Genomic DNA, 25,952 nt, shown 5'->3' with positions numbered 1-25,952 from the left:
GCGTCGCGCGGCAGCCAGCGCCTGTCCGACGCCCGCCCCACACCTCCGCCTGGCCGACGCCCAGCCACCGCCGGGATGCGCGGGCGCCCGGCACCCGGGCGCGGGGCGGGCTGGGGCAGTTCACAGCCGCCGGCCACTGGGTGATTGAACGCGAAAGTAAAGAAGTGGAGCCCGGGGTACCGCTTACCTCACTCCAGGAGTACAAAGGAGTCAACGGCCCGCGAGACCGAGGACATCCGAGAGGATGACCTTTCACGCAGCAAGGCCCCACGGACCGCGCATGAAAGTCGGGCACCCACGCGACGTCGACCCGTCGATTACGGGCCAGCCGCACCAGGTGACGGGCAAAGAACCCGACCTGATGGGCAATGATCGAGGACGCTTGGTAACCCGGCGGACGTGCCAGCGGCGGTACCGGTTCCGGTACCGCCGCAACTCTTTCGTCCATGGCGCCCACCGCCCACCAGCGGTCAGGCCGCGCCGCGCTGGAGCGCCTCACAGACCGCGGTCGACTCCCTGACGCCCAGTTCCACCGCGCGTCCACAGTGCGCGATCCAGGCCGCCATGCCCTCGGGCGTACCCGACAGGTACCCCTCGAACGCCGCCATGTAAGCGGCCCGCCCCTGCTCCGCGTGGCCGACCTCGGCCGGGCAGATCGACTTCGGATCCAAGCCGCTGCCGATCAGCACGATGCGCTCGGCGGTCCGGGCCACCAGCCCGTTGCAGGAACCGAAGGGACGCAGAGCGAGCAGTTCACCGTGCACGATCGCCGAGGTGACCAGCGCAGGCGCGGTGCCGCCGTCGATGATGAGCCGCGAGAGGCCTTCGAGCCGACCGGCCACCTCGCCGGCATCCGGCAGAGGCGCCTCCACCAGCGGTTCGTCCACCGTCTCCCCGGCCAGCCGGGGCCGTCCCACCGCGTCGTCGGGGGTCGCGCCTCCGGCCGCCACCAGGTGGAGTCTGGCCAGTACTCGCAGCGGCGACTGCCTCCAGATGGAGAGCAGTTGACCGGCTTCGGCCGTGAGGCGCAGCGCCGCGCCCACCGTCCGCGCTTCGTCGTCGCCGCTGAAGTCGGTACGGCGGCGTACCTCTTCGAGGTTCCAATCGGCGCCCGACAGCGCCGCCGAGCCGCGCGCTCCGCGCAGCGCGGCCTCCGAGGTCACCTCGTTGCTCCGGCGGCGCATCACACGGTGGCCGTAGACCTGGTCCACAGCCTTGCGGACCGAGGCCACGGAGTCGGGGACCCCGGGCAGGGCGGCGAGAGCGGCAAGCGGGTCCGAGGCAGTCGTACTCATAAGTAGCGAGGCTACGCGCCCCATACACCCTCGCCACCCCCACGTGTCGTTCTTCACGAAGCGCGACGACTTTGCGCGATGCTACGACTACCCTAGGTGAACATGAAGATCGCTTTCGTAGGGAAGGGCGGCAGCGGCAAGACCACGCTGTCCTCTCTCTTCATCCGCCACCTCGCCGCCAACGAAGCCCATGTCATCGCCGTGGACGCCGACATCAACCAGCACCTCGGGGCCGCACTGGGCCTCGACGAGCAGGAGGCGGCGGCGCTTCCGTCGATGGGTGCCGAACTGCCGCTGATCAAGGACTACCTGCGCGGCAGCAACCCGCGGATCGCCTCCGCCGAGACGATGATCAAGACCACGCCACCCGGCGAGGGATCGCGTCTGCTGCGCGTTCATGAGGACAACCCCGTCTACGACGCGTGCGCGCGGACGGTCCGCCTCGACGACGGCGACATCCGGTTGATGGCCACGGGCACGTTCGACGAGGCGGACCTAGGGGTGGCCTGCTACCACTCCAAGGTCGGCGCGGTGGAACTCTGCCTCAACCACATGGTCGACGGCCCGGACGAGTACGTCGTGGTCGACATGACCGCCGGATCCGACTCGTTCGCCTCGGGGATGTTCACCCGGTTCGACATGACGTTTCTGATCGCCGAACCGACCAGGAAGGGCGTGTCGGTGTACCGCCAGTACAAGGAGTACGCGCGGGACTTCGGCGTGACGCTCCGGGTGGTCGGCAACAAGGTACAGGGCCCGGAGGACCTGGACTTCCTACGCTCGGAGGTCGGCGAGGACCTGCTCGTCGGAGTCGGCCACTCCGACTGGGTACGGGCGATGGAGAAGGGCCGGCCGGACCGATTCGAGCTACTGGAGGCCGACAACAGGATGGCACTCCAAGCCCTCCAGGACGCGGCAGAGGACTCGTACGAGCTGCGCGACCGGGAGCGGTACACGCGCCAGATGGTCCACTTCCACCTGAAGAACGCGGAGAGCTGGGGCAACGAGAAGACCGGTGCCGATCTGGCCGCCCAGGTGGACCCCGCGTTCACGCTCGACGACCGCCTGGTGACGGGTACGGCCGCTCCCGTGTGACGAGCGACGATCTCGGTCCGGCCGGTAGGGCGCGACGGAGGGGCGGGACCCGCGGGAATGCCCGCAGCGGTCCCGCCCTCGCACGGCCTGAAGCCCGCAGCTCGCGAGCCCGCGAGCCCGCGAGCCCGCAGAAACGTTACTTCTCCTGCGCGTCCTTGGATGTGTCCTTCGCGGCGTCCTTGCCTGCGGGGCTCATCGGCTTGCCGCCTGCGGCGGCTGCGGGTGCCGCGAGGTAGGACGGCCAGCCGCCCTTCGGGGCTTCCCCGACACCGAGCGTTCCGAGCTTGGCCAGCACCGCCGGGTCCTGGGCGTCGAGCCAGTCGGCGAGCTGGCGGAAGGAGACACAGCGCACGTCCGACTTGGTGCAGACGGAGGCGATCGTCTCCTCCACCGCGCGCATGTAGGTGCCGCCGTTCCAGGACTCGAAGTGGTTGCCGATGATCAGCGGCGCGCGGTTCCCGTCGTACGAGCGGTCGAAGGCCTCCAGCAGGCCGTCGCGCATCTGGTCGCCCCAGTGCTCCTGCTCAGCCGGATCACCCTGGGTGACCCCGGACTGGTTGAACATGAAGTTGTAGTCCATCGAGAGTGTCTCGAAGTCGCGCCCAGGAACGGGCACGAGCTGGAGCGGAAGGTCCCAGACGCCGTCCTTCTTCGCGGGCCAGACCTGATTGCCGATACCGCTGGAGTCGTAGCGGAATCCCATGTCCCGGGCGGCGGCGACCATGTTCTTCTGACCTTCGAGACAGGGAGTACGGCCGCCGACGAGTTCCTTGTCGTAGTCGAAGGGCAGCGGGGCCTCGGACTTGAGTTCCGGTGCGTTCGTCTTCCAGTTCTTCACGAAGGACTTGGCCTGGCGGATCTCGCTCTTCCACTCGTCGACCGACCAGGTGCCGCCACCGCCGTCAGGGCCGCAGAAGTGGCCGTTGAAGTGGGTGCCGATCTCGTTGCCCTCCTTCCAGGCCGCCCGCACCTCGTTGAGGGTGTCGTGGATGCCCTTGGTGTCGTTGAAGCCGATGTCGGAGCTGCCGGGCGAGTGCTGGGGCGGGTCGTACAGGCCCTTCTTCTCCTCGGGCAGCAGATAGACCCCGCTGAGGAAGTACGTCATCTTCGCGCCGTACTTCTTGGCGACGCCACGGAAGTGGGAGAAGAGCTTCTGGCTGTCCTCGCCGGCGCCGTCCCAGGAGAACACCACGAACTGCGGAGGCTTCTGCCCCGGCGCGAGACGCTTGGCGACCGGGATGTGGGGCTGAGCACCCGTGAATGCCGTGGAACCGTCCCCGATCAGCTGGACGGCGGCGCCCGGCGCCGGCGCGTTCTGCCCGTCGGGCTTCTCCTTGGCCCCGTGCGCCCTCTCGGCACCGGCCCCGGAGGCCCCGGTGCCAGCTCCGGAACACCCGGCCAGAGCGGCGAACACGGCTGCGGTGGTGACCCCCAGGGCGACTCTCTTCGTGGCGGCGATCATCCGCCCACCTCTTCCTTGCGGCTCGTTTACGTGGAATGTGCCGAACGGCGCGGTCACGTTCACACGCAGCTCGGACGCCTCCGAGCGACAGGCCGAATGAAAAGATGCTTATTCACTGCATTGGGTGATCCCGTCGGCTATTTGCCTGATATGTGAACCACATTTCTTTACTCTGCATTACGATCCATTTACCAAGAGTTGAGAAATCCCGCCGCTGCACGCCGTGACCCACGGCCGCGTCCCCCACGTTCCGCGACCGCGCTGCCCCGGAGGAGACGGGAATGCCTGCCTGCGTACCCATCCGAAACATCCGAAACCACGGCTCTCACCTCTCCCCCACCTCGGGGGAGAAGAGGCCCCACAGTCCGCCGCCGCGCCGAGGCTCCCGCTTCCGCGTCACCGCGGGCGACCTCTCCGCTTCGATCACGGTCTTCCTCATCGCCGTCCCCATGTCGCTCGGTCTCGCCGTCGCCATGGACGCACCGCTGGAAGCCGGCCTCATCTCCGCCGCGATCGGCGGCATCGTCGCCGGACTGATCGGTGGAACCCCGCTTCAGGTCAGCGGCCCGTCCGCCGGACTGACCGTCGTGACAGCCGAGTTGATCCACGTCTACGGCTGGCGCACGACCTGTGCCATCACCATCGGGGCCGGCCTGCTCCAGATCCTGCTGGGTTCCGTGAGAGCGGCGCGAGGCGCCCTCGCCGTCAGCCCCGCGATCGTCCACGGCACGCTCGCCGGGATCGGGGTGGCCATCGCTCTCGCCCAGTTGCACATCGTCCTCGGCGGTTCTCCGGAGAGCTCCGCGATGGACAACGCCCTAGCCCTTCCCGAACAGTTGACGCGGATCAGTCCGGCCGCCCCACTGATCGGAGCCCTGACCATCGCCCTTCTGGTGCTGTGGCCAAGACTCCCCGGTGCCGCCGGTCGCGCACTCCGCAAGATTCCGGCCGCGCTCGCGTCGGTCGCCGTGGCGACGGCGGTGGCGGCCGTCGCCGCGCCCCGCATCAGCCGGGTGGACCTGCCCTCGTGGAGCTCGCACGTCCTTCCCGAGATGCCCCGAGGCCCGGTACTCGCCCTCGCCACCGCCATGTTCACCGTGATGCTGGTGGGCAGCCTCGAATCGCTCCTGGCGGCCGTGGCGGTGGACAAGCTGACCGCCGACCGCACGGCCGAACGCTCCTCGCGGCAGCCGGACATGCCCCTGCCGCACGTCGCCCGATCCGACCTGGACCGCGAGTTGCGGGCCCAGGGCATCACCAACACGCTGGCCGGGCTGCTCGGCGGTCTCCCGATCTCCGGTGGCGCGGTGCGCAGTTCGGCAAATGTCCGCGCCGGGGCCACCGGCCGGGCGGCGACCGTACTGCACGGTGTCTGGGTGCTGCTCGCGGCCGGATTCCTGGTCACCGTGCTCGAATGGATTCCGCTCGCCGCGCTGGCCGCCCTCGTCATGGTCGTCGGCATCCAGATGGTGAGCTACGCCCACATCAGGAATGTCCACCGGCACCGCGAATTCCTCGTCTACGGGGCGACGATCACCGGCGTCGTCGTGTTCGGCGTGCTGGCCGGCGTCGCGATCGGCATCGCGGCCGCCGTGGGCATGGCGATGCACCGGCTCGCCCGTACCCGTATCTCCGTGGCCGAGAGCGACGGCCGCTTCCTGGTGACCGTACGCGGTCAGTTGACCTTCCTCGCGGTACCGAGACTCAGCCGCGTCCTCAACCAACTCCCCCAAGGCGTCGACGCGATCGTCGAACTGGACGGTTTTTTCATGGATCACGCGGCCTACGAGGCCATCCAGGACTGGCGCACCACACAGGTCGCCCACGGTGGCAACATCGTCTTCACCGGCAGATCGGGAGGGCGGATCGCGGAACCCGCGTCGGCGGCGCACTCCTGCTGTCGCCCGTGGACACCTTGGCGCAACCACCACTGCCACGACCGCCCCCACCAGCCCACCACCGCGGCGGAGCGCCCGCACGCAAGCCCCGGAGGCTCGCAGGATCCGCTCTCCGCCGAAGCGGCCGGACACGGCTCGGAGCCCGCCGGCACTCTCCGGCGCGGCGGCGCGCACAGTCTGCTGAGCGGTATCAGTTCCTTCCAGCTGAATACGGCCCCGCTGGTCCGCGAGGAGCTCGCCCGCCTCGCGGCGGAGGGCCAGCGACCGTCCCAGCTGTTCCTGACCTGTGCGGACTCCCGCCTCGTCACCAGCATGATCACGTCCAGCGGGCCGGGCGATCTGTTCACCGTGCGCAACGTGGGCAATCTGGTACCCCCACCGGGGGCGGGTTCCGACAGCGGCGGTGACGACTCGGTGGCGGCGGCGATCGAGTACGCGGTGGACGTCCTACGGGTCGATTCCATCACCGTCTGCGGGCACTCCGGCTGCGGCGCCATGCAAGCACTTCTCGGCGCCGAGCCGGGGACGCAGAGGACCACGCCCCTGTGGCGGTGGCTGCGGCACGGGCTGCCGAGCCTGGACCGCATGTCCTCCCGCGACCATCCGTGGGCGCGCATCTCCGGCCGGATGCCCACCGACGCGGTGGAGCAGCTCTGCCTGACCAATGTCGTCCAGCAGCTCGACCACCTCCGCGCGCACGAGTCCGTGGCGCGCCGACTGGCGGACGGCACTCTCCATCTGCACGGGATGTACTTCCACGTCGGCGAGGCGCAGGCCTACCTGCTGGCGGAGGGCGTCAGCTCCGGTTCGGGCCCGGACGAGGTCTTCGAACGGGTGGCTCCGGGCATCGGCATCGAGCCGAAGACAACAGATCCCGAGGGAGCGGACCCGGAGGGAGCAGACCCGGTCGCGTCCCGTACGGCGGCAGGGCTTCCGGAGGACGGTTCCGGGCACGAGGAGGCCAGACACAGCCTCGTCTGAACCAGCGGCGCCCCGGGCCCGTGAGACCTTGTGGTGCAGCTTCCCGCCCGCGGGCGCGGCAGGAGTCGGTACGACGTCCACGACGTCCCGTACTGACGACCTGCCGCGCCGGCGGGACGGTCGGCGGATCTCCTCCATACACGAGGGATAGGTCTAAACCAATTCCCGGCAGACACTTGTCACTCGCCCTTTCGCCTGATGAGCTATGCCCCGGGACACAACGGTCACCCTGGGAATGGGAGATGTCGTGAGCAACGAAAGCCTGGCCAACCTGCTGCGGGAAGAGCGCCGGTTCGAGCCGCCGGCCGAGCTGGCCGCGAACGCCAATGTCACGGCGGAGGCGTACGAACGGGCAGCCGCGGACCGGCTGGGCTTCTGGGCCGAGCAGGCCCGCCGCCTCACCTGGGCCACCGAGCCGACCGAGACGCTCGACTGGAGCAACCCGCCGTTCGCGAAGTGGTTCGCGGACGGCAAGCTCAACGTCGCTTACAACTGCGTCGACCGCCATGTGGAGGCGGGTAACGGCGACCGCGTCGCCATCCACTTCGAGGGCGAGCCGGGCGACAGCCGGGCGATCACCTACGCGGAGCTGAAGGACGAGGTCTCCCGGGCGGCCAACGCGCTGACGGAGCTGGGCGTCGGCAAGGGCGACCGGGTCGCCGTCTACCTTCCGATGATCCCCGAGGCCGCGATCACGATGCTGGCCTGCGCCCGCATCGGCGCCGCCCACTCGGTGGTCTTCGGAGGCTTCTCCGCCGACGCCATCGCCGCCCGTATCCAGGACGCCGACGCCAAGGTCGTCGTCACCGCGGACGGCCAATACCGCCGTGGCAAGCCGTCCGCGCTGAAGCCCGCGGTGGACGACGCCGTGTCCCGTATCGAGAGCGTCGAGCACGTCGTGGTCGTGCGCCGCACCGGTCAGGACACCGCGTGGACCGAGGGTCGCGACATCTGGTGGGACGAGATCACCGGCCGCCAGTCCGCCGAGCACACCCCCGAGGCGTTCGAGGCGGAGCAGCCGCTCTTCATCCTGTACACCTCGGGCACCACCGGGAAGCCGAAGGGCATCCTGCACACCTCGGGCGGTTACCTCACCCAGGCCGCCTACACCCACCACGCGGTCTTCGACCTCAAGCCGGAGTCCGACGTCTACTGGTGCACGGCCGACATCGGCTGGGTCACCGGCCACTCGTACATCGTGTACGGGCCGCTGGCGAACGGCGCGACCCAGGTCATGTACGAGGGCACCCCGGACACCCCCCACCAGGGCCGGTTCTGGGAGATCGTGCAGAAGTACGGCGTGTCGATCCTCTACACCGCGCCGACCGCGATCCGCACGTTCATGAAGTGGGGGGACGACATCCCCGCCAAGTTCGACCTGAGCAGCCTGCGCGTCCTCGGCTCGGTCGGCGAGCCGATCAACCCCGAGGCGTGGGTCTGGTACCGCAAGCACATCGGCGCGGACAAGTGCCCGGTCGTGGACACCTGGTGGCAGACCGAGACCGGCGCGATGATGATCTCGCCGCTGCCCGGCGTCACCGCGACGAAGCCCGGCTCCGCCCAGCGCGCCCTGCCCGGCATCTCCGCCACCGTCGTCGACGACGAGGCCAACGAGGTCCCGGACGGCGGGGGCGGCTACCTCGTCCTCACCGAGCCGTGGCCGTCGATGCTCCGCACCATCTGGGGCGACGACCAGCGCTTCATCGACACCTACTGGTCGCGCTTCGAGGGCAAGTACTTCGCGGGCGACGGCGCCAAGAAGGACGAGGACGGCGACATCTGGCTCCTCGGCCGGGTGGACGACGTGATGCTGGTGTCGGGTCACAACATCTCGACCACCGAAGTCGAGTCGGCCCTCGTGTCGCACCCGGCGGTCGCCGAGGCGGCGGTGGTCGGCGCGACCGACGAGACGACCGGTCAGGCGATCGTCGCCTTCGTCATTCTGCGCGGCACGGCGACCTCCTCCGAGGAGCTGCTGGCCGAGCTGCGCAACCACGTCGGTACCGTGCTCGGCCCGATCGCCAAGCCGAAGCGCGTGCTGCCGGTGGCGGAGCTGCCGAAGACCCGCTCGGGCAAGATCATGCGCCGCTTGCTGCGCGACAAGGCCGAGAACCGTGAGCTGGGCGACGTCACCACCCTCACCGACCCGTCGGTGATGTCCCTCATCCAGGCCGACTTCCCCAAGGCATCCTCCGAGGACTGAGCACCCGAGGCCCGAGGACCGAGGCACCGAAGCCCGAGGGCAAGAGACAGCTGTACGGCTCCGAGGGGCGTCCCGCAACGCGCGGGACGCCCCTCCGGCTTGCGGGCGGGCGGTCTACAGTGGCCGTATCCGCCCAAGAGCGGAGAAGATCTTCATAGGGGTGCCGGGAAGTCTGGTCGGCGAGTGCGTCAGCCATGCCCTCGTCGCCGCCCCGATACCGGAGGTCTCTCCCGTGGCCGAGCCCCGCCGTACCCCGTCGTCACCGGACTCACCGGACTCACCGGACTCACCGAAGCCGGCGGACACACCGGCGCCCCCACCGTCGTCCGAACCACCGGCGCCCCCGTCCGTCGCTGCCCCCGCGGTCCCACGGCCGACCCTGCTGGGCCGCCTGTCGCTGCCCGAGCGGACCTACCTGACGGACGCGCTGCGCACGGAGACGGTCGGCGGAGTCGTCCTGCTGGTCGCGGCCATCGCGGCACTCGTCTGGGCCAACGTGCTCGGCTCGTCCTACACGGCCGTCAGCGACTACCGCTTCGGCCCGGCGGCTCTCGGTCTCGACCTCTCCGTGGAGCACTGGGCCGCCGACGGGCTGCTCGCCGTCTTCTTCTTCGTCGCGGGCGCGGAGCTCAAGCGCGAGCTGGTCGCGGGCGAACTCCGCGACCCCAGGACGGCCGCCCTCCCCGTCCTCGCGGCCCTGTGCGGCATGGCGGTGCCCGCTCTCGTCTACGTCACCACCAACGCCCTCGGCGGGGGCACCCTGGGCGGCTGGGCGGTACCGACCGCGACCGACATCGCCTTCGCGCTCGCCGTACTGGCCGTCCTCGGGACCTCGTTGCCGGGGGCGCTCCGCGCCTTCCTGCTGACGCTGGCCGTCGTGGACGACCTCTTCGCGATTCTGATCATCGCGGTGTTCTTCACCGAATCGGTCGACTTCCTGGCCCTGGGCGGTGCCTTTCTCGGGCTGGTCCTCTTCTGGACCCTGCTCCGCTTCGAGGTCCGCGGCTGGTGGGTGTACGTACCGCTGGCCCTCGTCATCTGGGCGCTGATGTACAACAGCGGTGTGCACGCCACCATCGCGGGCGTCGCCATGGGGCTGATGCTGCGCTGTACCCGGCGCGAGGGCGAGGAGCGTTCCCCCGGCGAGCACATCGAACATCTGGTGCGCCCGCTCTCCGCCGGGCTCGCGGTCCCGCTGTTCGCCCTCTTCTCTGCCGGGGTCAGCCTGCGGGGCAACGCGCTCGCCGAGGTCTTCACCCGGCCCGAGACGCTCGGTGTGGTCCTCGGCCTGGTCGTCGGCAAGGCCGTCGGCGTCTACGGCGGCGCGCGTCTCGCCACCCGCTTCACCAGGGCCGAGCTCAACCCTGACCTGGCCTGGGCGGACGTCTTCGCGGTCGCCTCGCTCGCCGGCATCGGTTTCACCGTCTCGCTGCTCATCGGCGAACTCGCCTTCGCCGGCGACGAGGAAATGATCAACGAAGTCAAGGCGTCCGTTCTGCTCGCTTCGCTCATCGCCACCGTAGTCTCCGGTGTACTGCTCAAACTCCGGGTACGGGTCCACCAGGCGCTGTACGAGGCGGAGGAGCGGGACGAGGACGCGTCGGGGGTTCCCGACGTCTACGAGCAGGACGATCCCGGGTACCACCTGCGGATGGCCGCACTCCACGAACGGAAGGCGGCCGAACACCGCCGTCTCGCCGAACGGGCGGGGGCAGCGGGCAACAAGCCGGACGGTCCGGCATGATCTGTCACCGGATGTGTTGAAGAGGAGAGGGAGTCAGGGATGAGCGACCCCGGCAATTTCGTGGGCGGCGCGGACCGCAGTCTGGGACAGCTGGTCGCCACGGCGACGGCCGAGATGTCCGCACTGGTGCACGACGAAATCGCCCTGGCCAAGGCCGAGGTACGCCAGGACGTCAAGCGGGGCGTCATGGGCAGCGCCGCCGGCATCATCGCGGGCGTCCTGCTCCTGTTCGCGATCCCGACGCTGAGCTTCGCGGCGGCGTACGGCATCCACAACCTGGGACTGGGCCTGGCCTGGTCGTTCCTGATCGTCGGTGGCGCCTTCATCCTCCTGGGCGTACTGCTGGCCCTCTTCGCCGTCGCCAAGTTCAAGAAGGTCAAGCCGCCGGAGAAGTCGATCGCGTCCGCGAAGCAGAGCGCGGCCGTCCTTCAGGGCGTCAAGCCGCACCCCCGCCCGGTCACCGCGCCCGGCCCGTCCCGTCCCGCGATCGGCGGCTCCTCCCTCGCGGACAAGGCCGTCGAGAAGAGCCCGGTTCAGGACAAGTCGTCCGCTGTGGCACGCTCTTCGGCATGACGGTCCCCGAAAGCAGCGCATTCGGCACGACAGGCAACGCGCGTCCGGCGCCGGAGCCGTCCGGGTCCACCCCGGACGCCGCACGGCCCGCCGCCGACGGCGGCGCGGCGGCGCCTGACAGCGCCGCCCCCGGCCGCACGACGGACGGGGCAGCCGGCGGGGCGACGAGCGTCGCGGCGGCCGTTCCGGTCGTCCCGCCGGGTGGCGGCCGCCCGGCGGCGTCCGGCGGTCCGGTACGGCTGGACGGCCCCTGGACGCACCGTGACGTGGCTGCCAACGGGGCCCGGTTCCACATCGCGGAGATGGGCTCCGGCCCCCTCGTACTCCTGCTGCACGGCTTTCCGCAGTTCTGGTGGACCTGGCGTCACCAGCTGCCCGCGCTCGCCGAGGCGGGCTTCCGCGCCGTCGCGATGGACCTGAGGGGCGTCGGGGGAAGCGACCGCACTCCCAGGGGCTACGACCCGGCCAACCTGGCCCTCGACGTCACCGGCGTGATCCGGTCGCTCGGCGAGCCCGACGCGGCCCTGGTCGGCCACGACATGGGCGGATACCTCGCGTGGACGGCGGCCGTGATGCGGCCGAAGCTGGTGCGCCGACTCGTGGTGTCCTCGATGCCGCACCCGCGCCGCTGGCGTTCCTCCATGGTCTCGGACCCCGCCCAGACCAGGGCGGGGTCGTACGTCTGGGGATTTCAGCGGCCCTGGCTTCCGGAACGTCAGCTCGTCGCGGACGAGGGCGCCCTGGTGGGCCGGCTGATCGAGGAGTGGGCGGGCCCGAACGACATCGACTTCCCGGACGATCCGACACTGGACGTCTACCGTCGCGCGATGTGCATCCCGTCGACCGCGCACTGTTCGGTGGAGCCGTACCGGTGGATGGTGCGGTCGCTGGCCCGGCCGGACGGCGTGCAGTTCTACCGGCGCATGAAGCGGCCGGTCCGGGTGCCCACTCTGCACCTGCACGGTTCACTCGATCCAGCGATGCGCACCCGGAGTTCGGCGGGGTCCGGCGAGTACGTCGAGGCGCCCTACCGGTGGCGACTTTTCGACGGTCTCGGGCACTTCCCCCATGAGGAGGATCCGGCCGCCTTCTCGGCCGAACTCATCAACTGGCTCAAGGACCCCGAGCCCGACCGCTGACCCGATGCGTACAGGCGTGCGTCGAACAGCCACGTGCCGCGCGCATAGGCCAATTGGCTTGCTTCCCCACGATTACCGACCATGGGTCACGGGCAGACGTCGGGGTATGGGCTGGACGCACGACTTCGGTGACGCAGCACGCAACCGCCGCTCGACCGCCACTGGCGCGGTGAGCACTCATGAGGGGGGCGGCCCCACGGGCCAGGTGCATACCGTGCAGGTCATACACGATCCTCGGCTCGGCATTCCGCGCATCCTCCGCCGCCGGGCCCGCTGGGTGTCGGCGCGGCTCCGTCATCCCCGCACATAGCCGTCGCCCCGCGTACGACTACGGCACGCGCCGGCCATCACCCGAACACGACCGCCACCCCGACACGACCGCCACCCGCACGGGAACACACGCACCCGCGTCACCTGTGCCGCGCCGGCCGAGGTCCGTCCCTCCTGACGGGTCGGCCTCGGCCGACGCGGGGCACAACAGGCTTCAGAGGGCGCACCCCTGGGTGTCGACCTGCTGGAAGGCCGTGCGGCCGGCGTCGATGTCCTCGCTGATCTCGTCGGCGGTCAGCACGTACCCGGTGTCGGCGTCGTCGCGGGACTTGGCGAACACCACTCCGTACACCTGACCGTCGGGAGTGAGCAGGGGGCCACCGGAGTTGCCTTCGCGTACGAGCGCGTAGAGCGAGTACACGTCGCGGCGGACGGTGCCCCGGTGGTAGATGTCGGGGCCGTCCGGCTCGATGCGGCCGCGGACGCGGGCGGAGCGGACGTCGTAGCCACCGTTCTCCGGGAAACCGGCCACAATGGCGCTGTCACCGGACTTCGCGTCGGTTTCGGTGAACTTCAGCGCTGTGGCCCGGAGTTCCGGAACGTCGAGCACGGCGATGTCGCGCTGCCAGTCGTACACGACGACCTTCGCGTCGTACACCCTTCCCTCGCCGCCGACCTGCACGGTGGGCTCGTCGACGCCACCGACGACATGGGCGTTGGTCATGACGCGCCCGTCCGCGAAGACGAAGCCGGTGCCTTCGAGGACCTTCCCGCAGCTCGGGGCCATGCCGACGACCTTGACGACGGACTTCTTCGCGCGGGCCACGACGGGGCTGCCTGTCAGAGCCGGGTCCGGGGGCTCGACCTCGGTGATCGGTTCGTTGGCGAACGGGCTGAAGACCTGCGGGAAACCGTTCTGGGACAGGACGGCCGAGAAGTCGTTGAACCAGGTCGACGTCTGCTCGGGCATCACGCGGGAGACCCCGAGCAGGACGGAGGAGTTACGGACCTGCTTGCCCAGAGTGGGAAGTGACGTCCCCGCCAGCGCCGAGCCGATCAGCCAGGCGACCAGCAGCATCGCGGCGACGTTGACCAGCGCGCCACCGGTGGCGTCCACGGCACGCGCGGGCGACCAGGTGATGTGGCCGCGGAGTTTGTTGCCGAGGTGGGTGGTGAACGCCTGGCCGACCGACGCGCACACGATCACGATCACGACCGCCACCACGGCCGCCGTGGAGGAGACCTCGGAGTTGGCCGTGACCCGGTCCCAGAGGACCGGCAGCAGGTAGACCGCGGCCAGGCCTCCCCCCAGGAAGCCGATCACGGACAGGATGCCGACGACGAAACCCTGGCGGTAGCCGATGACCGCGAACCACACGGCGCCGACGAGCAGCAGGATGTCCAGCACGTTCACCGTCTATAGCCTCACAGATTCGTCACCTGGCCCGTCGGGTGACGGGGTCCGGGGGCCCGGAACAGCCCAGCAGGGGAGCCAGCCTGTCATGCGTGCCAGTCGAGCGGCACCTGCCTGGTCCTGTCCCAGGGGCGTTCCCAGCCCGCGAAGTGGAGAATCCGGTCGATCAGACCCGCGGTGAACCCCCAGACCAGGGCGTCCTCCACCAGGAACGCGGGGCCCATGAAACCGCTGGGGTGCTTGGTGATCACCCGGTTGGCCGGGTCCGTGAGATCGGCCACGGGGACGGTGAAGACCCGGGCCGTCTCGGCGGCGTCGACGGCACGGACGGGGCTCGGCGTCCGCCACCAGCCGAGCACCGGGGTCACCACGAAGCTGCTGACCGGAATGTAGAGCCGGGGCAGCACGCTGAAGATCTGGACACCGCGCGGATCGAGACCGGTCTCCTCCTCGGCCTCCCGCAGCGCCGCCCTGAGCGGGCCGGTGGTCGCCGGGTCGCCGTCCTCGGGATCCAGCGCGCCGCCCGGAAAGGCCGCCTGCCCCGCGTGCGAGCGGAGGGTTCCGGCGCGCTCCATCAGCAGCAGCTCCGGTCCGCGTTCGTCCTCGCCGAAGAGGATGAGTACGGCCGACTGGCGCCCCGCACCGCTCTCCGGTGGCAGGAAACGGCTGAGCTGCTGCGGCCGGACGTCGCGCGCCGCCTCGGCGACCGGGTCGAGCCAGGACGGCATGCCCTCGGTGGTGACGGCGACAGCGTCCCCGGGGACGAGTCGCTCGCCCGACCGGTCCGTCCCGCCGACCGTCTGCGCGGCACTCGTCGGCCGCGTCGTACTCGGTGTACTGGTCATGGGCACCCCCGATTTCTCACAACGCCTGTCATCTGCCAATTCGTTCCGGCCTCATCCGTACGGGGGACGAGCGGCACGCTCCGCGACGACGGCCGCCGAACGCGCCCGGGGCAAGGCCGCGCCGGGACAGCCGACCGCGGGGACGACTGGCCCGCCGTGAGGCGCGGGACGGGTTTTTCCTCATTCGGCTCCCGCACCCGGCGCGGTCCTCGCCCCGCGTGCGGCCTTGCCCGCGGCGTCTCCGGCGGCGTGTCCCGCCGAGTCACCGGCCGCGTCCTCCCGCGCGGACGCCAGGGCGGCCTCCTGCGCCGCCGCCTCCCGCCCGCCCAGGCCCGGCGCGGGTTCGCCCGGATAGTCGGCGGGCGGACTCAGGCGTTGTCCCGGATAGCCGCCCTTCTCGTACTTCAGCAGCTTCCTGGCCTTGTCCGGGTCCGTTTCCCCCTCGCCGTACGAGGGGCAGAGCGGCGCGATCGGACACGCGCCGCACGCGGGCTTGCGGGAGTGGCAGATCCGGCGGCCGTGGAAGACGACCCGGTGCGAGAGCATCGTCCACTCGCTCTTCGGGAAGATCTCGGCGACCACCGCCTCGACCTTCACCGGGTCCTCCTCGTCGGTCCACTTCCACCGGCGTACCAGTCGGCCGAAGTGGGTGTCGACGGTGATGCCGGGGACCCCGAAGGCGTTGCCGAGGACCACGTTGGCCGTCTTGCGGCCGACGCCGGGCAGGGTCACCAGGTCGTCGAGCCGGCCGGGTACCTCGCCGCCGAAGTTGTCCCGGATCGCCGCCGAGAGGCCGAGGAGCGACCTGGTCTTCGCCCGGAAGAACCCGGTCGGCCGGATCAGCTCCTCCATGTCCTCCGGGACGGCGGCGGCCATGTCCTCGGGGGTGGGGTAGGCGGCGAAGAGCGCGGGGGTGGTCTGGTTGACCCTCAGGTCGGTGGTCTGCGCGGAGAGCACGGTGGCGACGAGCAGCTCGAAGGAGTTGCGGAAGTCCAGTTCCGGATGGGCGTACGGATAGACCTCGGCCAGCTCGCGGTTGATCCGCCGGGCGCGGCGGACCATCGCCAGATGCGACTCGGGCTTGGCCGGCTTCGCCCGTACGGACTTCGTGGCGGCGGACTTCGAGGGCCCGGCGGACTTCGACGCGGCGGACTTCGAGGACCCGGCGGACTTCGAGGGCCCGCTGGACTTCGACGCGGCAGGCTTCGACGGTCCGGCGGACTTCGGACCGGCCGGACGTGGCTTCCGCGGCACCCCCGAGCCATGTTCGCCCACAGCTGAATCTCGCTTCTCCGACACCTCGGCGGCCCCCTCGGCCTTCGCTCCCAGCAGCTTTCCGGACACCCGGTCAGCCTATGGCCCGCCCCTCGGATTCGCCCCTGTCAGCGGGTTTCCACCCCCGATCGGCCCCCTGCCGTACGATCCGGGCCGCTCGTGCGTCAAACTGGTTTGTGATTGATCGCACTGTTTTACCGTCCGGCATGATGGGGACCACGGTTCCCTGAACAGGCCGACAAGGAGAGATCTCGTGGACGACGTTCTACGACGCGCCCCGCTTTTCGCGGCGCTCGATGACGAGCAGGCCGCGGAACTCCGCGCCTCGATGAGTGAGGTGACCCTCGCGCGCGGCGACGCGCTCTTCCACGAGGGTGACCCCGGCGACCGCCTGTACGTGGTCACCGACGGCAAGGTGAAGCTCCACCGCACCTCCCCCGACGGGCGCGAGAACATGCTCGCCGTCCTGGGCCCGGGTGAGCTGATCGGTGAGCTGTCCCTGTTCGACCCGGGTCCGCGTACCGCCACGGCCACGGCGCTCACCGAGGTCAAGCTGCTCGGTCTCGGCCACGGCGATCTGCAGCCCTGGCTGAACGCCCGCCCGGAGGTCGCCACCGCGTTGCTGCGTGCCGTCGCCCGCCGCCTGCGCAAGACCAACGACCAGATGTCCGACCTGGTCTTTTCCGACGTGCCGGGCCGTGTCGCCCGCGCCCTCCTGGACCTGTCGCGCCGCTTCGGCGTCCAGTCCGAGGAAGGCATCCACGTCGTCCACGACCTCACCCAGGAGGAGCTGGCCCAGCTGGTCGGCGCCTCCCGCGAGACGGTCAACAAGGCGCTCGCGGACTTCGCGGGCCGCGGCTGGCTCCGCCTGGAGGCCCGCGCCGTGATCCTGCTCGACGTCGAGCGTCTGGCGAAGCGCTCGCGCTGACCCCACGGGGCTGCGCGGGCGGCTCCCGGACCCGTACCACGCACGGGGGCGGCGCCCGCCCGCACCGCTGAAGCCGCACGAAGAGGCCCTGCCGTCACGGCAGGGCCTCTCGGCCGTTCCCGGGCGCATGTGGTCCGTCCCAGCAAGAGGACGGGTCTGCCGGCCGAGCGGCTCAGATCAGCCCGTGTTCGCCCAAGTACTCCAGCTGCGCCCGTACGGAGAGCTCCGCCGCCGGCCACAGGGACCGGTCCACGTCCGCGTAGACCCGGGCCACCACCTCGGACGGCGTGAGCAGCCCCGATTCCACGGCTGTCTCCACCTGGGCCAGCCGGTGGGCGCGGTGCGCGAGGTAGAACTCCACCGCTCCCTGGGCGTCCTCCAGTACCGGGCCGTGGCCCGGCAGGACCGTGTGGACCCCGTCGTCCGTGGTCAGCGAGCGCAGTCGCCGCAGGGTGTCGAGGTAGTCACCGAGCCGTCCGTCCGGATGCGCGACGACAGTCGTACCCCGGCCGAGGATGGTGTCGCCGGTCAGCACCGCGCCGTCCGCCGGCAGGTGGAAGCAGAGTGAGTCCGCGGTGTGTCCGGGTGTGGGGACGACCCGGAGTTCGAGTCCCCCGGTGGTGATGACGTCCCCGGCCGCCAGTCCCTCTTCGCCGAGCCGCAGCGCGGGATCGAGCGCGCGTACCTTCGTGCGCGTCAGGGCGGCGAAGCGGGCCGCGCCTTCGGCGTGGTCCGGGTGGCCGTGCGTGAGCAGGGTGAGCGCGACGCGCCGGCCGGCCCGGGCGGCGGTGTCGATCACGGCGCGCAGATGGGTGTCGTCCAGCGGTCCCGGGTCCACGACGACCGCGAGGTCGGAGTCCGGTTCGGCGAGAATCCAGGTGTTGGTGCCGTCCAGGGTCATCGCGGAGGCGTTGGGGGCCAGGACGTTGACCGCGCGGGCGGTGGCGGGGCCGGAGACGACCTGCCCGCGGGGCTGTCCGGGCAACAGTGCGGCGTCGCTCATGCCGTTCCTCCGGCTCGGGGTCCCGCAGGCGGGACGGGGGTGGTGAACTCGTCGTGTCCCAGCCAGATCAGCACCAGCTCGTCGCCCTCCAGCCGGGCCCGCGCGAGCACGGGGGCGAGGTCCTGGGCCTCGGCCGCCTTCAGGGCCTCCTCGGCCGTCCGGTACGGCAGGAGCGCGCGCAAGGTGGTCACGGTGGGCGGCATCATCTGCAACTCGCCCCGCGCGTGGCCCGCGGTCGCGTCGGCGGGGGTGATCCACACCGTACGGTCGGCCTCGGTCGAGACGTTCCGGGTGCGCTGGCCCTCCGGGAGCGCCGCGACGAAGAACCAGGTGTCGTAGCGCCGGGTCTCGAACTCGGGAGTGATCCACCGGGCCCAGGCGCCGAGCAGGTCGGAACGCAGGACGAGCCGCCGCCGCTCCAGGAACCCCGCGAAGGAGATCTCCCGGGCGACGAGCGCCGCGCGGTCCGCCTCCCAGCCGGCGCCCGTGGTGTCGCCGACGACGGTGTCGGGGGTGGGGCCCGCCAGCAGGACGCCGGCCTCCTCGAAGGTCTCCCGGACCGCCGCGCACACGATGGCCTGGGCCTCTGCCGCGCTCGGGACGCCGAGTCGTGCGGCCCAGTACTCCAGAGACGGTCCGGCCCAGCCGACCAGGTGGTCGTCGTCGCGCGGGTCCACCCCGCCGCCCGGGTAGGCGTACGCGCCTCCGGCGAAGGCCATGGAGGTACGGCGTCGCAGCATGTGGACGACCGGCCCGGCACCGGCTCCGGCGCCTGCTTCCGCTTCCGCTCCGGTACCCGCTTCCGCTCCGGCACCGGCTCCCTCGGAATCCCGCAGCAGCATCACGGTGGCGGCCCGCCGGGGGGTCACGGCCGTGAGCTCGCCCGTGGCGAGGGCCCTGATCCGGTCGGGCCATTCCGGTGGGTACCACTGACCTTGGGACATGGCCGGAGGCTATCCGGATCGGCCGGTTTGTTCGAGAGGGTAATGCATGTTCCCTCGTCGAATCCCGCAGCGGGTACGAAAAAGATCCCGCCCGGCCCCGAAGGACCGGACGGGACGGAGAGACAGGGCCCTACGGTCAGGCGGAGACCAGCTCGACCTGGATCTCGACCTCTACCGGGGCGTCCAGCGGCAGCACCGCGACACCGACGGCGCTGCGGGCGTGCACGCCCTTGTCGCCGAGCACCTCGCCCAGCAGTTCGCTGGCGCCGTTGATCACGCCGGGCTGTCCGGTGAAGTCGGGGGCGGAGGCGACGAACCCGACCACCTTGACGACCCGGGCGATCCGGTCCAGGTCGCCGGCGACCGACTTCACGGCCGCGAGGGCGTTGAGTGCGCAGACCCGGGCGAGGTCCTTGGCCTCCTCGGCCGTCACCTCGCCGCCGACCTTGCCGGTCACGCCGAGCCGGCCCTCGACCATCGGCAGCTGGCCCGAGGTGTACACGTACACCCCGGACTGCACGGCCGGCTGATAGGCGGCCAGCGGCGGAACGACGTCCGGCAGGGTGAGCCCGAGCTCGGCGAGCCTCGCCTCGACGGCGCCCGCCACTACGCCTTCTCCCGCTTCAGGTAGGCCACGAGCTGCTCGGGGTTGTTCGGCCCGGGCACGACCTGGACCAGCTCCCAGCCGTCCTCGCCCCAGGTGTCCAGAATCTGCTTGGTCGCGTGCACGAGGAGCGGCACGGTCGCGTATTCCCACTTGGTCATGGCCCGACTGTAATGCCTGGCACGGGCGCTCCCGTGCGTAGGCCGGCGACCTACTGGTTAGGCTCGAAGCGTGAGCAGGTTCCAGGTCGTCAGCGGCAAGGGCGGCACCGGTAAGACCACGGTGGCCGCCGCCCTCGCGCTCGCCCTCGCGGCCGAGGGCCGGCGCACCCTCCTCGTAGAGGTGGAGGGACGCGGCGGCATCGCCGAACTCTTCGGCGCGAGCGCCACTCCCTACGAGGAACGCAGGATCGCCGACGTGCCGGGCGGTGGCGAGGTGTTCGCACTGGCCATCGACGCCGAGCAGGCGCTCCTCGACTACCTCCAGATGTTCTACAAGCTCGGCAGCGCGGGCCGGGCGCTCAAGAAACTCGGCGCCATCGACTTCGCCACCACCATCGCGCCCGGTGTCCGGGACGTCCTGCTGACCGGAAAGGCGTGCGAAGCCGTGCGCCGCAAGGACAAGCAGGGTCGTTTCGTCTACGACCACGTGATCATGGACGCGCCGCCCACCGGCCGGATCACCCGCTTCCTCAACGTCAACGACGAGGTGGCCGGGCTGGCCCGGATCGGCCCGATACACCACCAGGCTCAGTCCGTGATGCGGGTCCTCAAGTCCCCCGACACCGCGGTCCATCTGGTGACTCTGCTGGAGGAGATGCCGGTGCAGGAGACCGCGGACGGCATCGAGGAACTGCGCGGCGCCCAGCTCCCGGTGGGCCGGGTGATCGTCAACATGGTCCGCCCCCACCTGCTCGACGAGGAGGCACTGCGCACGGCGTCGGGGGCGCGCCGCAAGGAGATCGCGAAGACGCTGACCCGGGCAGGGGTCACCGGTTCGGCGGCCCTGGTACGCCCGCTGATCGCGCAGGCGGCGGAGCACGCGCAGCGGGTCGGCCTGGAACGCGAGCAGCGTGCCGTACTGGCCGGGCTCGGGCTGCCCACGGACGAGCTGCCGCTGATGGGCGAGGGCATCGACCTCGCCGCGCTGCACGTCCTGGCCGGAGAGCTCCGCAAACAGGGCGCAGGGGAAGAGGAGGCGTCATGACGCGGGCGTCCGGCGCCGCACCCGGTCCGAAGGGTGGAGGCGGCGCGCAAGCGGTGGACGGCACGGGAACGCTGGACGGCACGGGAACGGTGGACGGCACGGATCCGGCGAGCGAGCCGGTGCTCGTGCCGGGCCTCGACACCGACGCGTTGCTCGACGACCCCGGCATCCGGATCGTGGTGTGCTGCGGCTCGGGCGGTGTCGGCAAGACGACCACAGCCGCGGCGCTCGGCGTACGGGCGGCGGAGCGCGGACGCAAGGTGGTCGTCCTCACCATCGATCCGGCACGACGGCTCGCCCAGTCCATGGGCATCGACCGCCTCGACAACGTCCCGCGCCGGGTCGAGGACATCGCGGGCGAGGGCGAACTGCACGCCATGATGCTCGACATGAAGCGGACCTTCGACGAGACGGTCGAGGCGCACGCGGACGCCGAGCGGGCCCGCGCCATCCTGGAGAACCCCTTCTACCAGTCCTTGTCGGCCGGCTTCGCGGGCACGCAGGAGTACATGGCGATGGAGAAGCTCGGGCAGCTGAGGGCCCGCGACGAGTGGGACCTGATCATCGTCGACACCCCACCTTCGCGCTCCGCACTGGACTTCCTGGACGCGCCGAAGCGACTCGGGTCGTTCCTGGACGGCAAGTTCATCCGGCTGCTGATGGCGCCCGCGAAGATGGGCGGCCGGGCCGGGATGAAGTTCCTCAACGTGGGCATGTCGATGATGACGGGCACTCTCGGAAAGCTGCTGGGCGGCCAGTTCCTCCGGGACGTGCAGACGTTCGTGGCCGCGATGGATTCGATGTTCGGCGGGTTCCGGACGCGGGCGGACGCCACCTACCAGCTGCTCCAGGCCCCGGGGACGGCCTTCCTGGTGGTCGCGACTCCGGAGCGGGACGCGCTGCGCGAGGCGGCGTACTTCGTGGAGCGACTCGCCGCCGAACGCATGCCACTGGCCGGGCTGGTACTGAACCGGGCACACGGCAGCGAGGCCGAGCGCCTGACCGCCGAGCAGGCGCTCGCCGCCGCCGAAAATCTTGAGGCGGCGGGCATGGTGGATCAGGCTGCCGGGAAGACTGCTCTTCGTGACCCGGCGGTAGCCCCTTCTCCCGAGGCATCCCCCGAAGCCGCCGAGTCCTCCATCCTGGCCGGTAAAGACGGCGCACCGGCGACCCCCGTGGTCGCGATCGAGGAACTCACCGAGAGTCTGCTGCGCCTGCACGCCGAGCGCATGCAGGTCGTGGCCCGCGAACGGCTCACGCGCGAGCACTTCACCGCCGCCCACCCCGAGGTCCTGGTGACCGAGGTGGCCGCGCTGCCGGGCGACGTGCACGATCTGGCGGGCCTTCGGACCGTGGGCGACCGCCTCGCGGCCGGCGCTGCGGGCCATACCCCCGCCGGGACGAGCTGAGAGCCGGGGCCGCCGTCCGACCGCGCCTTGTCGCGCCTGTTCGCGCGCCCGTGATCAGGCGCGCACGGCTGCACGAGCCCGCGGAAACACGGTGGCGGGCAGGTACGCGGCAAGACGTCCGCGCGCAGGCATTCGCATCACCGGCACCGGCCGACCCTGGCACGGGAGCGGAAAGCGGGCACGCCCGACCGTGGCACGGCCCCGGTTCGCCCGGAGCATCCCCCGTACGGCGCGTTCGCGCGACTCCGTACGGGGACATCGACAGCTGGCCCCTGTCGGCCCAACACCCCAACAGGGATACGGGCCTTGAGTGTCACCCCACTGCGGCGTACGTCTCCTGGAAGTCGTCGTCGTCCATCTCGATGACTCCGGGCAGCATGCCGGTCGAGCGCTCGTACTCACTGCGCGCGGTCTCCAGCAGGCGCCGCCAGGAGGTGACGGTGGGACGGCGGCGCAGCAGTGCGCGGCGCTCCCGCTCCGTCATTCCGCCCCACACGCCGAACTCGACGTGATTGTCGAGCGCGTCGGCCAGGCACTCCGTCCGCACCGGGCATCCGGTGCACACCGCCTTGGCCCTGTTCTGTGCTGCCCCTTGTACGAACAGCTCGTCCGGATCGGTAGTGCGGCAGGCTGCCTGCGCACTCCAGTCGGTTACCCAGCCCATGCCGGCGCCGTCCTCTCCCGAATTGAGGCTCCCCCACGGCGGCAGCGGCATATTCACCGCTGCCAGTTGAGGACGTTACGGAAGCGGCCACGAGCACAACACCCCCTTCGGGCCCAATCTTGAATGGCCCGAACGGACTATGCGTACGCGCCAGATCACCCAGGGGAGTGACGCGAGGACATGCGAGTCGAACTGTGCAAAATCGGTACAGTACACCCGAGTTACAGAGGACGCTTCATGACACACCAGGCGTTTTCGGGGACGCCTTGCGCGCGGTTCTCATGCACGGACGCCGAGCGGGGGGACGCATACAGCGCGTGCGTGGGGGTTGATACGGGGCCGGACTGCTGTGACAGTTGAGTGCAGCTTAGGCCAAGGGATGCGCGCGTGTCCGGCGAATGACAACGTAGCCACTGCGCCGTGCCGTCACGCCGGCGCACGCTAGCGCGTCAGGCCTGCGCCGCTGCGCGCCCGCAGTCCCCCGTCGTCCCATCCGCACGCCTGTGACGTGCGGAATCGGACTCTCAAACCCGCTTCTCGTAACGGGTTGGTACCTGAACATCCCGAGCGGAGCCTGCTCCATCGGAACGTACAGGGATACGGATTAGGCTGCCCCCATGCCAAAAAAGCGCTCGGGCGGGGGTCTCACCACGACCCAGCAGGCCGCCAAGTTCCTCGGTGTCGCCGCGCTCTCCGGAGCTGTGCTGGCAGGCATCGCACTGCCGGCCGCGGGCGCACTGGGCCTCGCCGCCAAGGGGACGGTCGAGGGATTCGACGAAATCCCCGCCAACCTCAAGACACCACCGCTCAGCCAGCGCACCACGATCCTGGACGCCGACGGGGGTGCCATCGCGACGGTGTACTCCCGCGACCGCACCGTCGTGCCGCTCAAGGACATCTCCCCGTACATGCAGAACGCGATCGTCGCGATCGAGGACTCCCGCTTCTACGAGCACGGGGCGGTCGACCTCAAGGGCATCCTTCGCGCGATGAACCGCAACGTGCAGTCGGGCGGGACGGCGGAAGGCGCGTCGACCCTCACCCAGCAGTACGTGAAGAACGTGTTCGTCGAGGAGGCGGGCGACGACCCGGAGAAGGTCGCCGAGGCCACTCAGCAGACCCTGGGCCGCAAGGTCCGTGAGCTGAAGTACGCGATCCAGGTCGAAGAGGAGCTCGGCAAGAAGAAGATCCTCGAGAACTACCTCAACATCACGTTCTTCGGGCAGCAGGCCTACGGCGTGGAGGCCGCCTCCCAGCGGTACTTCTCCAAGCACGCGAAGGACCTGAAGCTGGAGGAGGCCGCGCTGCTCGCCGGCATCGTCCAGTCGCCCAGCCGGTACGACCCCGTCAACGACGAGGAAGAGGCGACCAAGCGCCGCAACACGGTCCTCGCTCGCATGGCGGCGACCGGCAGCGTCTCGCAGGCCGAGGCCGACAAGGCCATGGCGGCCCCTATCAAGCTCAAGGTCAAGACCCCGCAGAACGGCTGCATCACCGCCGTCAGCGGCGCGGGCTTCTTCTGCGACTACGTACGCAAGGTCATCCTCTCCGACCCCGCCTTCGGCAAGACGAGCGAGGAGCGCTCGAAGCTCTGGAACCTCGGCGGTCTGACGATAAAGACCACGCTCTCCCCTCGCGCCCAGGAGGCCGCCGACGAGGCCGCCACCGCGAAGGTCAACAAGACCGACAAGGTCGCCGCCTCGGTGGTCCAGGTCGAGCCCGGTACCGGCAAGATCCTCTCGATGGGCCAGTCCCGCCCCTACGGCCTGGACCAGAAGAAGCACGAGACGGTCCTCAACCTCGCCGTGGGCTCCGCGATGGGCGGTTCCACCTTCGGCTTCCAGGTCGGCTCGACCTTCAAGCCGATCACCGCGGCGGCAGCGCTGGAGAAGGGCATCAGCCCGGCCCAGTCCTTCACCACGCCTCGCGAGATCTCGCTGCCGATGAACTCCTTCACCACCTGCTCGGGCGCACCGGCAGGCGACAAGTCCTGGGACGTGTCGAACGAACTGGAAGAGGAGAAGGGCACCTTCGACATGACGGGCGCCCTCGGCAAGTCCATCAACACCTACTTCGCGAGCCTGGAACAGAAGGTCGGCCTCTGCGACACGGTCCAGATGGCGAAGAAGGTCGGTTACGTCCGCGGTGACGGCAAGGCCCTCGGAGAGAACCCCTCCGTCACGCTCGGTGGCGCGGAGAGCACCCCGCTCAGCATGGCCGCCACGTACGCGACGTTCGCCAACCGCGGCACCTACTGCACCCCGATCGCCATCCAGTCGATCACCGACGCCAACGGCAAGAAGCTCGCCGTGCCGAAGTCGGAGTGCTCGCGGGCGATGAGCGAGAAGACCGCGGACACGATCAACCAGATGCTGAAGGGTGTCGTCGAGGACGGCACCGGTACGGCGGCCGGGCTGAGCGACCGCGACAACGCGGGCAAGACCGGTACGACCAACGACCGCAAGGACGCCTGGTTCGTCGGCTACACCCCGAACCTGTCCACGGCCGTCTGGGTCGGCGCCGACATCGGCAAGAAGATCCCGATGTACGACATCAACATCGGCGGACAGTACTACGACAAGGTCTGTGGTGGCTGTCTGCCCGGCCCCATCTGGAAGATCGCGATGACCGGTGCCTTGGACGCCGGTGAGACCCCGTCCTTCAACACCGTCGCGGTCCCGCGCGGTGAGGAGAAGGGCGACAAGGACAAGAACAAGGGCCGCGACGGAGACGGAGACGACACCGGCGACGACACCGACCCGACGCCCGGCATCACCGTGCTGCCGGACTTCCTCGGCGGCAACCAGGGCGGCCAGGGCGGCCGGCACGGCGGTCAGGACGCCGGCGGCAACGGGCCGTGACCATAGGGCAGCCTCGGGCCGCCCCGTCCCGCGCCATGGCCGGACGGTAGGCGGCGCGGGCACGCCTGTGGCGTCCGGCGAACGACAGAAGGTGAGGCGCCCCCATTCCGGGGCGCCTCACCTTCTGTCGTTCGGGGCC

General features: G+C 70.3%; 21 protein-coding genes. 11 read left to right on the top strand and 10 right to left on the bottom strand.

What is annotated here, in order from left to right:
• Positions 1-470 precede the first annotated feature (470 nt).
• On the bottom strand, positions 471-1,295 hold the full coding sequence (locus tag ACWD3D_RS13080; RefSeq protein WP_451460968.1) for an oxidoreductase: 825 nt from the start codon (positions 1,293-1,295) through the stop codon (positions 471-473).
• A 102-nt stretch (positions 1,296-1,397) separates the two neighbouring features.
• On the opposite strand from ACWD3D_RS13080, the gene ACWD3D_RS13075 reads away from it, so the two are divergent.
• A complete protein-coding gene (locus ACWD3D_RS13075) occupies positions 1,398-2,390 on the top strand; it encodes an ATP-binding protein (protein WP_451460967.1) in 993 nt (330 codons plus the stop codon).
• A 136-nt stretch (positions 2,391-2,526) separates the two neighbouring features.
• Here ACWD3D_RS13075 and ACWD3D_RS13070 read toward each other — a convergent pair whose 3' ends face one another.
• Positions 2,527-3,852: a hypothetical protein gene (locus ACWD3D_RS13070; protein WP_451460966.1), complete on the bottom strand. Its 1,326-nt coding sequence runs from the start codon at positions 3,850-3,852 to the stop codon at positions 2,527-2,529.
• Positions 3,853-4,133: 281 nt separating this feature from the next.
• Here ACWD3D_RS13070 and ACWD3D_RS13065 point away from each other — a divergent pair, with 281 nt between their 5' ends.
• The 6 genes from ACWD3D_RS13065 to ACWD3D_RS13040 all read left to right on the top strand — a co-directional run bounded on the left by ACWD3D_RS13065 (position 4,134) and on the right by ACWD3D_RS13040 (position 12,700).
• Positions 4,134-6,731 carry a bifunctional SulP family inorganic anion transporter/carbonic anhydrase gene (locus ACWD3D_RS13065; protein WP_451460965.1) on the top strand — a complete coding sequence of 866 codons (2,598 nt, stop codon included), beginning with the start codon at positions 4,134-4,136 and terminating at the stop codon, positions 6,729-6,731.
• Between the two features lie 205 nt (positions 6,732-6,936).
• On the top strand, positions 6,937-8,934 hold the full coding sequence (gene acs, locus ACWD3D_RS13060) for an acetate--CoA ligase (RefSeq protein ID WP_451460964.1): 1,998 nt from the start codon (positions 6,937-6,939) through the stop codon (positions 8,932-8,934).
• Positions 8,935-9,313: 379 nt separating this feature from the next.
• Entirely contained in the window at positions 9,314-10,678 is a 1,365-nt protein-coding gene (gene nhaA, locus ACWD3D_RS13055) for a Na+/H+ antiporter NhaA (RefSeq protein WP_451460970.1), read from the top strand.
• Between the two features lie 39 nt (positions 10,679-10,717).
• On the top strand, positions 10,718-11,251 hold the full coding sequence (locus ACWD3D_RS13050; protein ID WP_327177098.1) for a phage holin family protein: 534 nt from the start codon (positions 10,718-10,720) through the stop codon (positions 11,249-11,251).
• Positions 11,248-12,390: an alpha/beta fold hydrolase gene (locus tag ACWD3D_RS13045; RefSeq protein ID WP_451460963.1), complete on the top strand. Its 1,143-nt coding sequence runs from the start codon at positions 11,248-11,250 to the stop codon at positions 12,388-12,390. Before ACWD3D_RS13050 ends, ACWD3D_RS13045 begins: the two co-directional genes overlap by 4 nt.
• Positions 12,391-12,496: 106 nt before the next feature.
• Positions 12,497-12,700, top strand: a complete 204-nt coding sequence (locus ACWD3D_RS13040) for a hypothetical protein (RefSeq protein ID WP_451460962.1) — start codon at positions 12,497-12,499, stop codon at positions 12,698-12,700.
• Positions 12,701-12,874: 174 nt separating this feature from the next.
• Here ACWD3D_RS13040 and ACWD3D_RS13035 read toward each other — a convergent pair whose 3' ends face one another.
• From ACWD3D_RS13035 to nth, 3 genes are all read right to left on the bottom strand, one after another.
• Positions 12,875-14,074 (bottom strand): MarP family serine protease, encoded by a 1,200-nt coding sequence (locus ACWD3D_RS13035; RefSeq protein WP_451460961.1) that lies wholly within the window; start codon positions 14,072-14,074, stop codon positions 12,875-12,877.
• 86 nt (positions 14,075-14,160) lie between these two features.
• Positions 14,161-14,802, bottom strand: coding sequence for an NUDIX hydrolase (locus tag ACWD3D_RS13030; protein WP_451460969.1), 642 nt, complete (start codon positions 14,800-14,802; stop codon positions 14,161-14,163).
• Positions 14,803-15,099: 297 nt separating this feature from the next.
• Positions 15,100-16,263, bottom strand: coding sequence for an endonuclease III (gene nth / locus ACWD3D_RS13025; RefSeq protein ID WP_451460960.1), 1,164 nt, complete (start codon positions 16,261-16,263; stop codon positions 15,100-15,102).
• Positions 16,264-16,447: 184 nt separating this feature from the next.
• On the opposite strand from nth, the gene ACWD3D_RS13020 reads away from it, so the two are divergent.
• Entirely contained in the window at positions 16,448-17,122 is a 675-nt protein-coding gene (locus ACWD3D_RS13020) for a Crp/Fnr family transcriptional regulator (RefSeq protein WP_150489041.1), read from the top strand.
• A gap of 172 nt (positions 17,123-17,294) precedes the next feature.
• Here the strand turns inward: ACWD3D_RS13020 and ACWD3D_RS13015 are convergent, their stop codons facing one another.
• The 4 genes from ACWD3D_RS13015 to ACWD3D_RS13000 all read right to left on the bottom strand — a co-directional run bounded on the left by ACWD3D_RS13015 (position 17,295) and on the right by ACWD3D_RS13000 (position 19,834).
• Positions 17,295-18,125, bottom strand: coding sequence for an MBL fold metallo-hydrolase (locus ACWD3D_RS13015; protein WP_451460959.1), 831 nt, complete (start codon positions 18,123-18,125; stop codon positions 17,295-17,297).
• Positions 18,122-19,069 carry an NUDIX hydrolase gene (locus ACWD3D_RS13010; RefSeq protein WP_451460958.1) on the bottom strand — a complete coding sequence of 316 codons (948 nt, stop codon included), beginning with the start codon at positions 19,067-19,069 and terminating at the stop codon, positions 18,122-18,124. The genes ACWD3D_RS13015 and ACWD3D_RS13010 overlap by 4 nt, the downstream gene beginning before the upstream one ends.
• Before the next feature lie 136 nt (positions 19,070-19,205).
• Positions 19,206-19,676: a RidA family protein gene (locus tag ACWD3D_RS13005; RefSeq protein WP_451460957.1), complete on the bottom strand. Its 471-nt coding sequence runs from the start codon at positions 19,674-19,676 to the stop codon at positions 19,206-19,208.
• Positions 19,676-19,834, bottom strand: coding sequence for a DUF4177 domain-containing protein (locus tag ACWD3D_RS13000; RefSeq protein ID WP_003967454.1), 159 nt, complete (start codon positions 19,832-19,834; stop codon positions 19,676-19,678). Before ACWD3D_RS13000 ends, ACWD3D_RS13005 begins: the two co-directional genes overlap by 1 nt.
• A 70-nt stretch (positions 19,835-19,904) precedes the next feature.
• Between ACWD3D_RS13000 and ACWD3D_RS12995 the strand changes: the two genes are divergently transcribed.
• The gene (locus ACWD3D_RS12995) at positions 19,905-20,879 is read left to right on the top strand and encodes an ArsA-related P-loop ATPase (protein WP_451460956.1); all 975 of its coding nucleotides are present in this window, start codon (positions 19,905-19,907) and stop codon (positions 20,877-20,879) included.
• Positions 20,876-22,288: an ArsA family ATPase gene (locus ACWD3D_RS12990; protein ID WP_451460955.1), complete on the top strand. Its 1,413-nt coding sequence runs from the start codon at positions 20,876-20,878 to the stop codon at positions 22,286-22,288. Before ACWD3D_RS12995 ends, ACWD3D_RS12990 begins: the two co-directional genes overlap by 4 nt.
• A 313-nt stretch (positions 22,289-22,601) precedes the next feature.
• On the opposite strand, the gene ACWD3D_RS12985 is transcribed toward ACWD3D_RS12990, so the two are convergent.
• Positions 22,602-22,952 (bottom strand): WhiB family transcriptional regulator, encoded by a 351-nt coding sequence (locus tag ACWD3D_RS12985; RefSeq protein WP_328720321.1) that lies wholly within the window; start codon positions 22,950-22,952, stop codon positions 22,602-22,604.
• Between the two features lie 617 nt (positions 22,953-23,569).
• On the opposite strand from ACWD3D_RS12985, the gene ACWD3D_RS12980 reads away from it, so the two are divergent.
• Positions 23,570-25,813: a transglycosylase domain-containing protein gene (locus ACWD3D_RS12980; protein ID WP_451460954.1), complete on the top strand. Its 2,244-nt coding sequence runs from the start codon at positions 23,570-23,572 to the stop codon at positions 25,811-25,813.
• The last annotated feature ends 139 nt before the right edge of the window (positions 25,814-25,952 follow it).

Source organism: Streptomyces sp. NPDC002690 (assembly GCF_053592415.1).
This window is presented reverse-complemented; position numbering and strand designations above follow the sequence as displayed.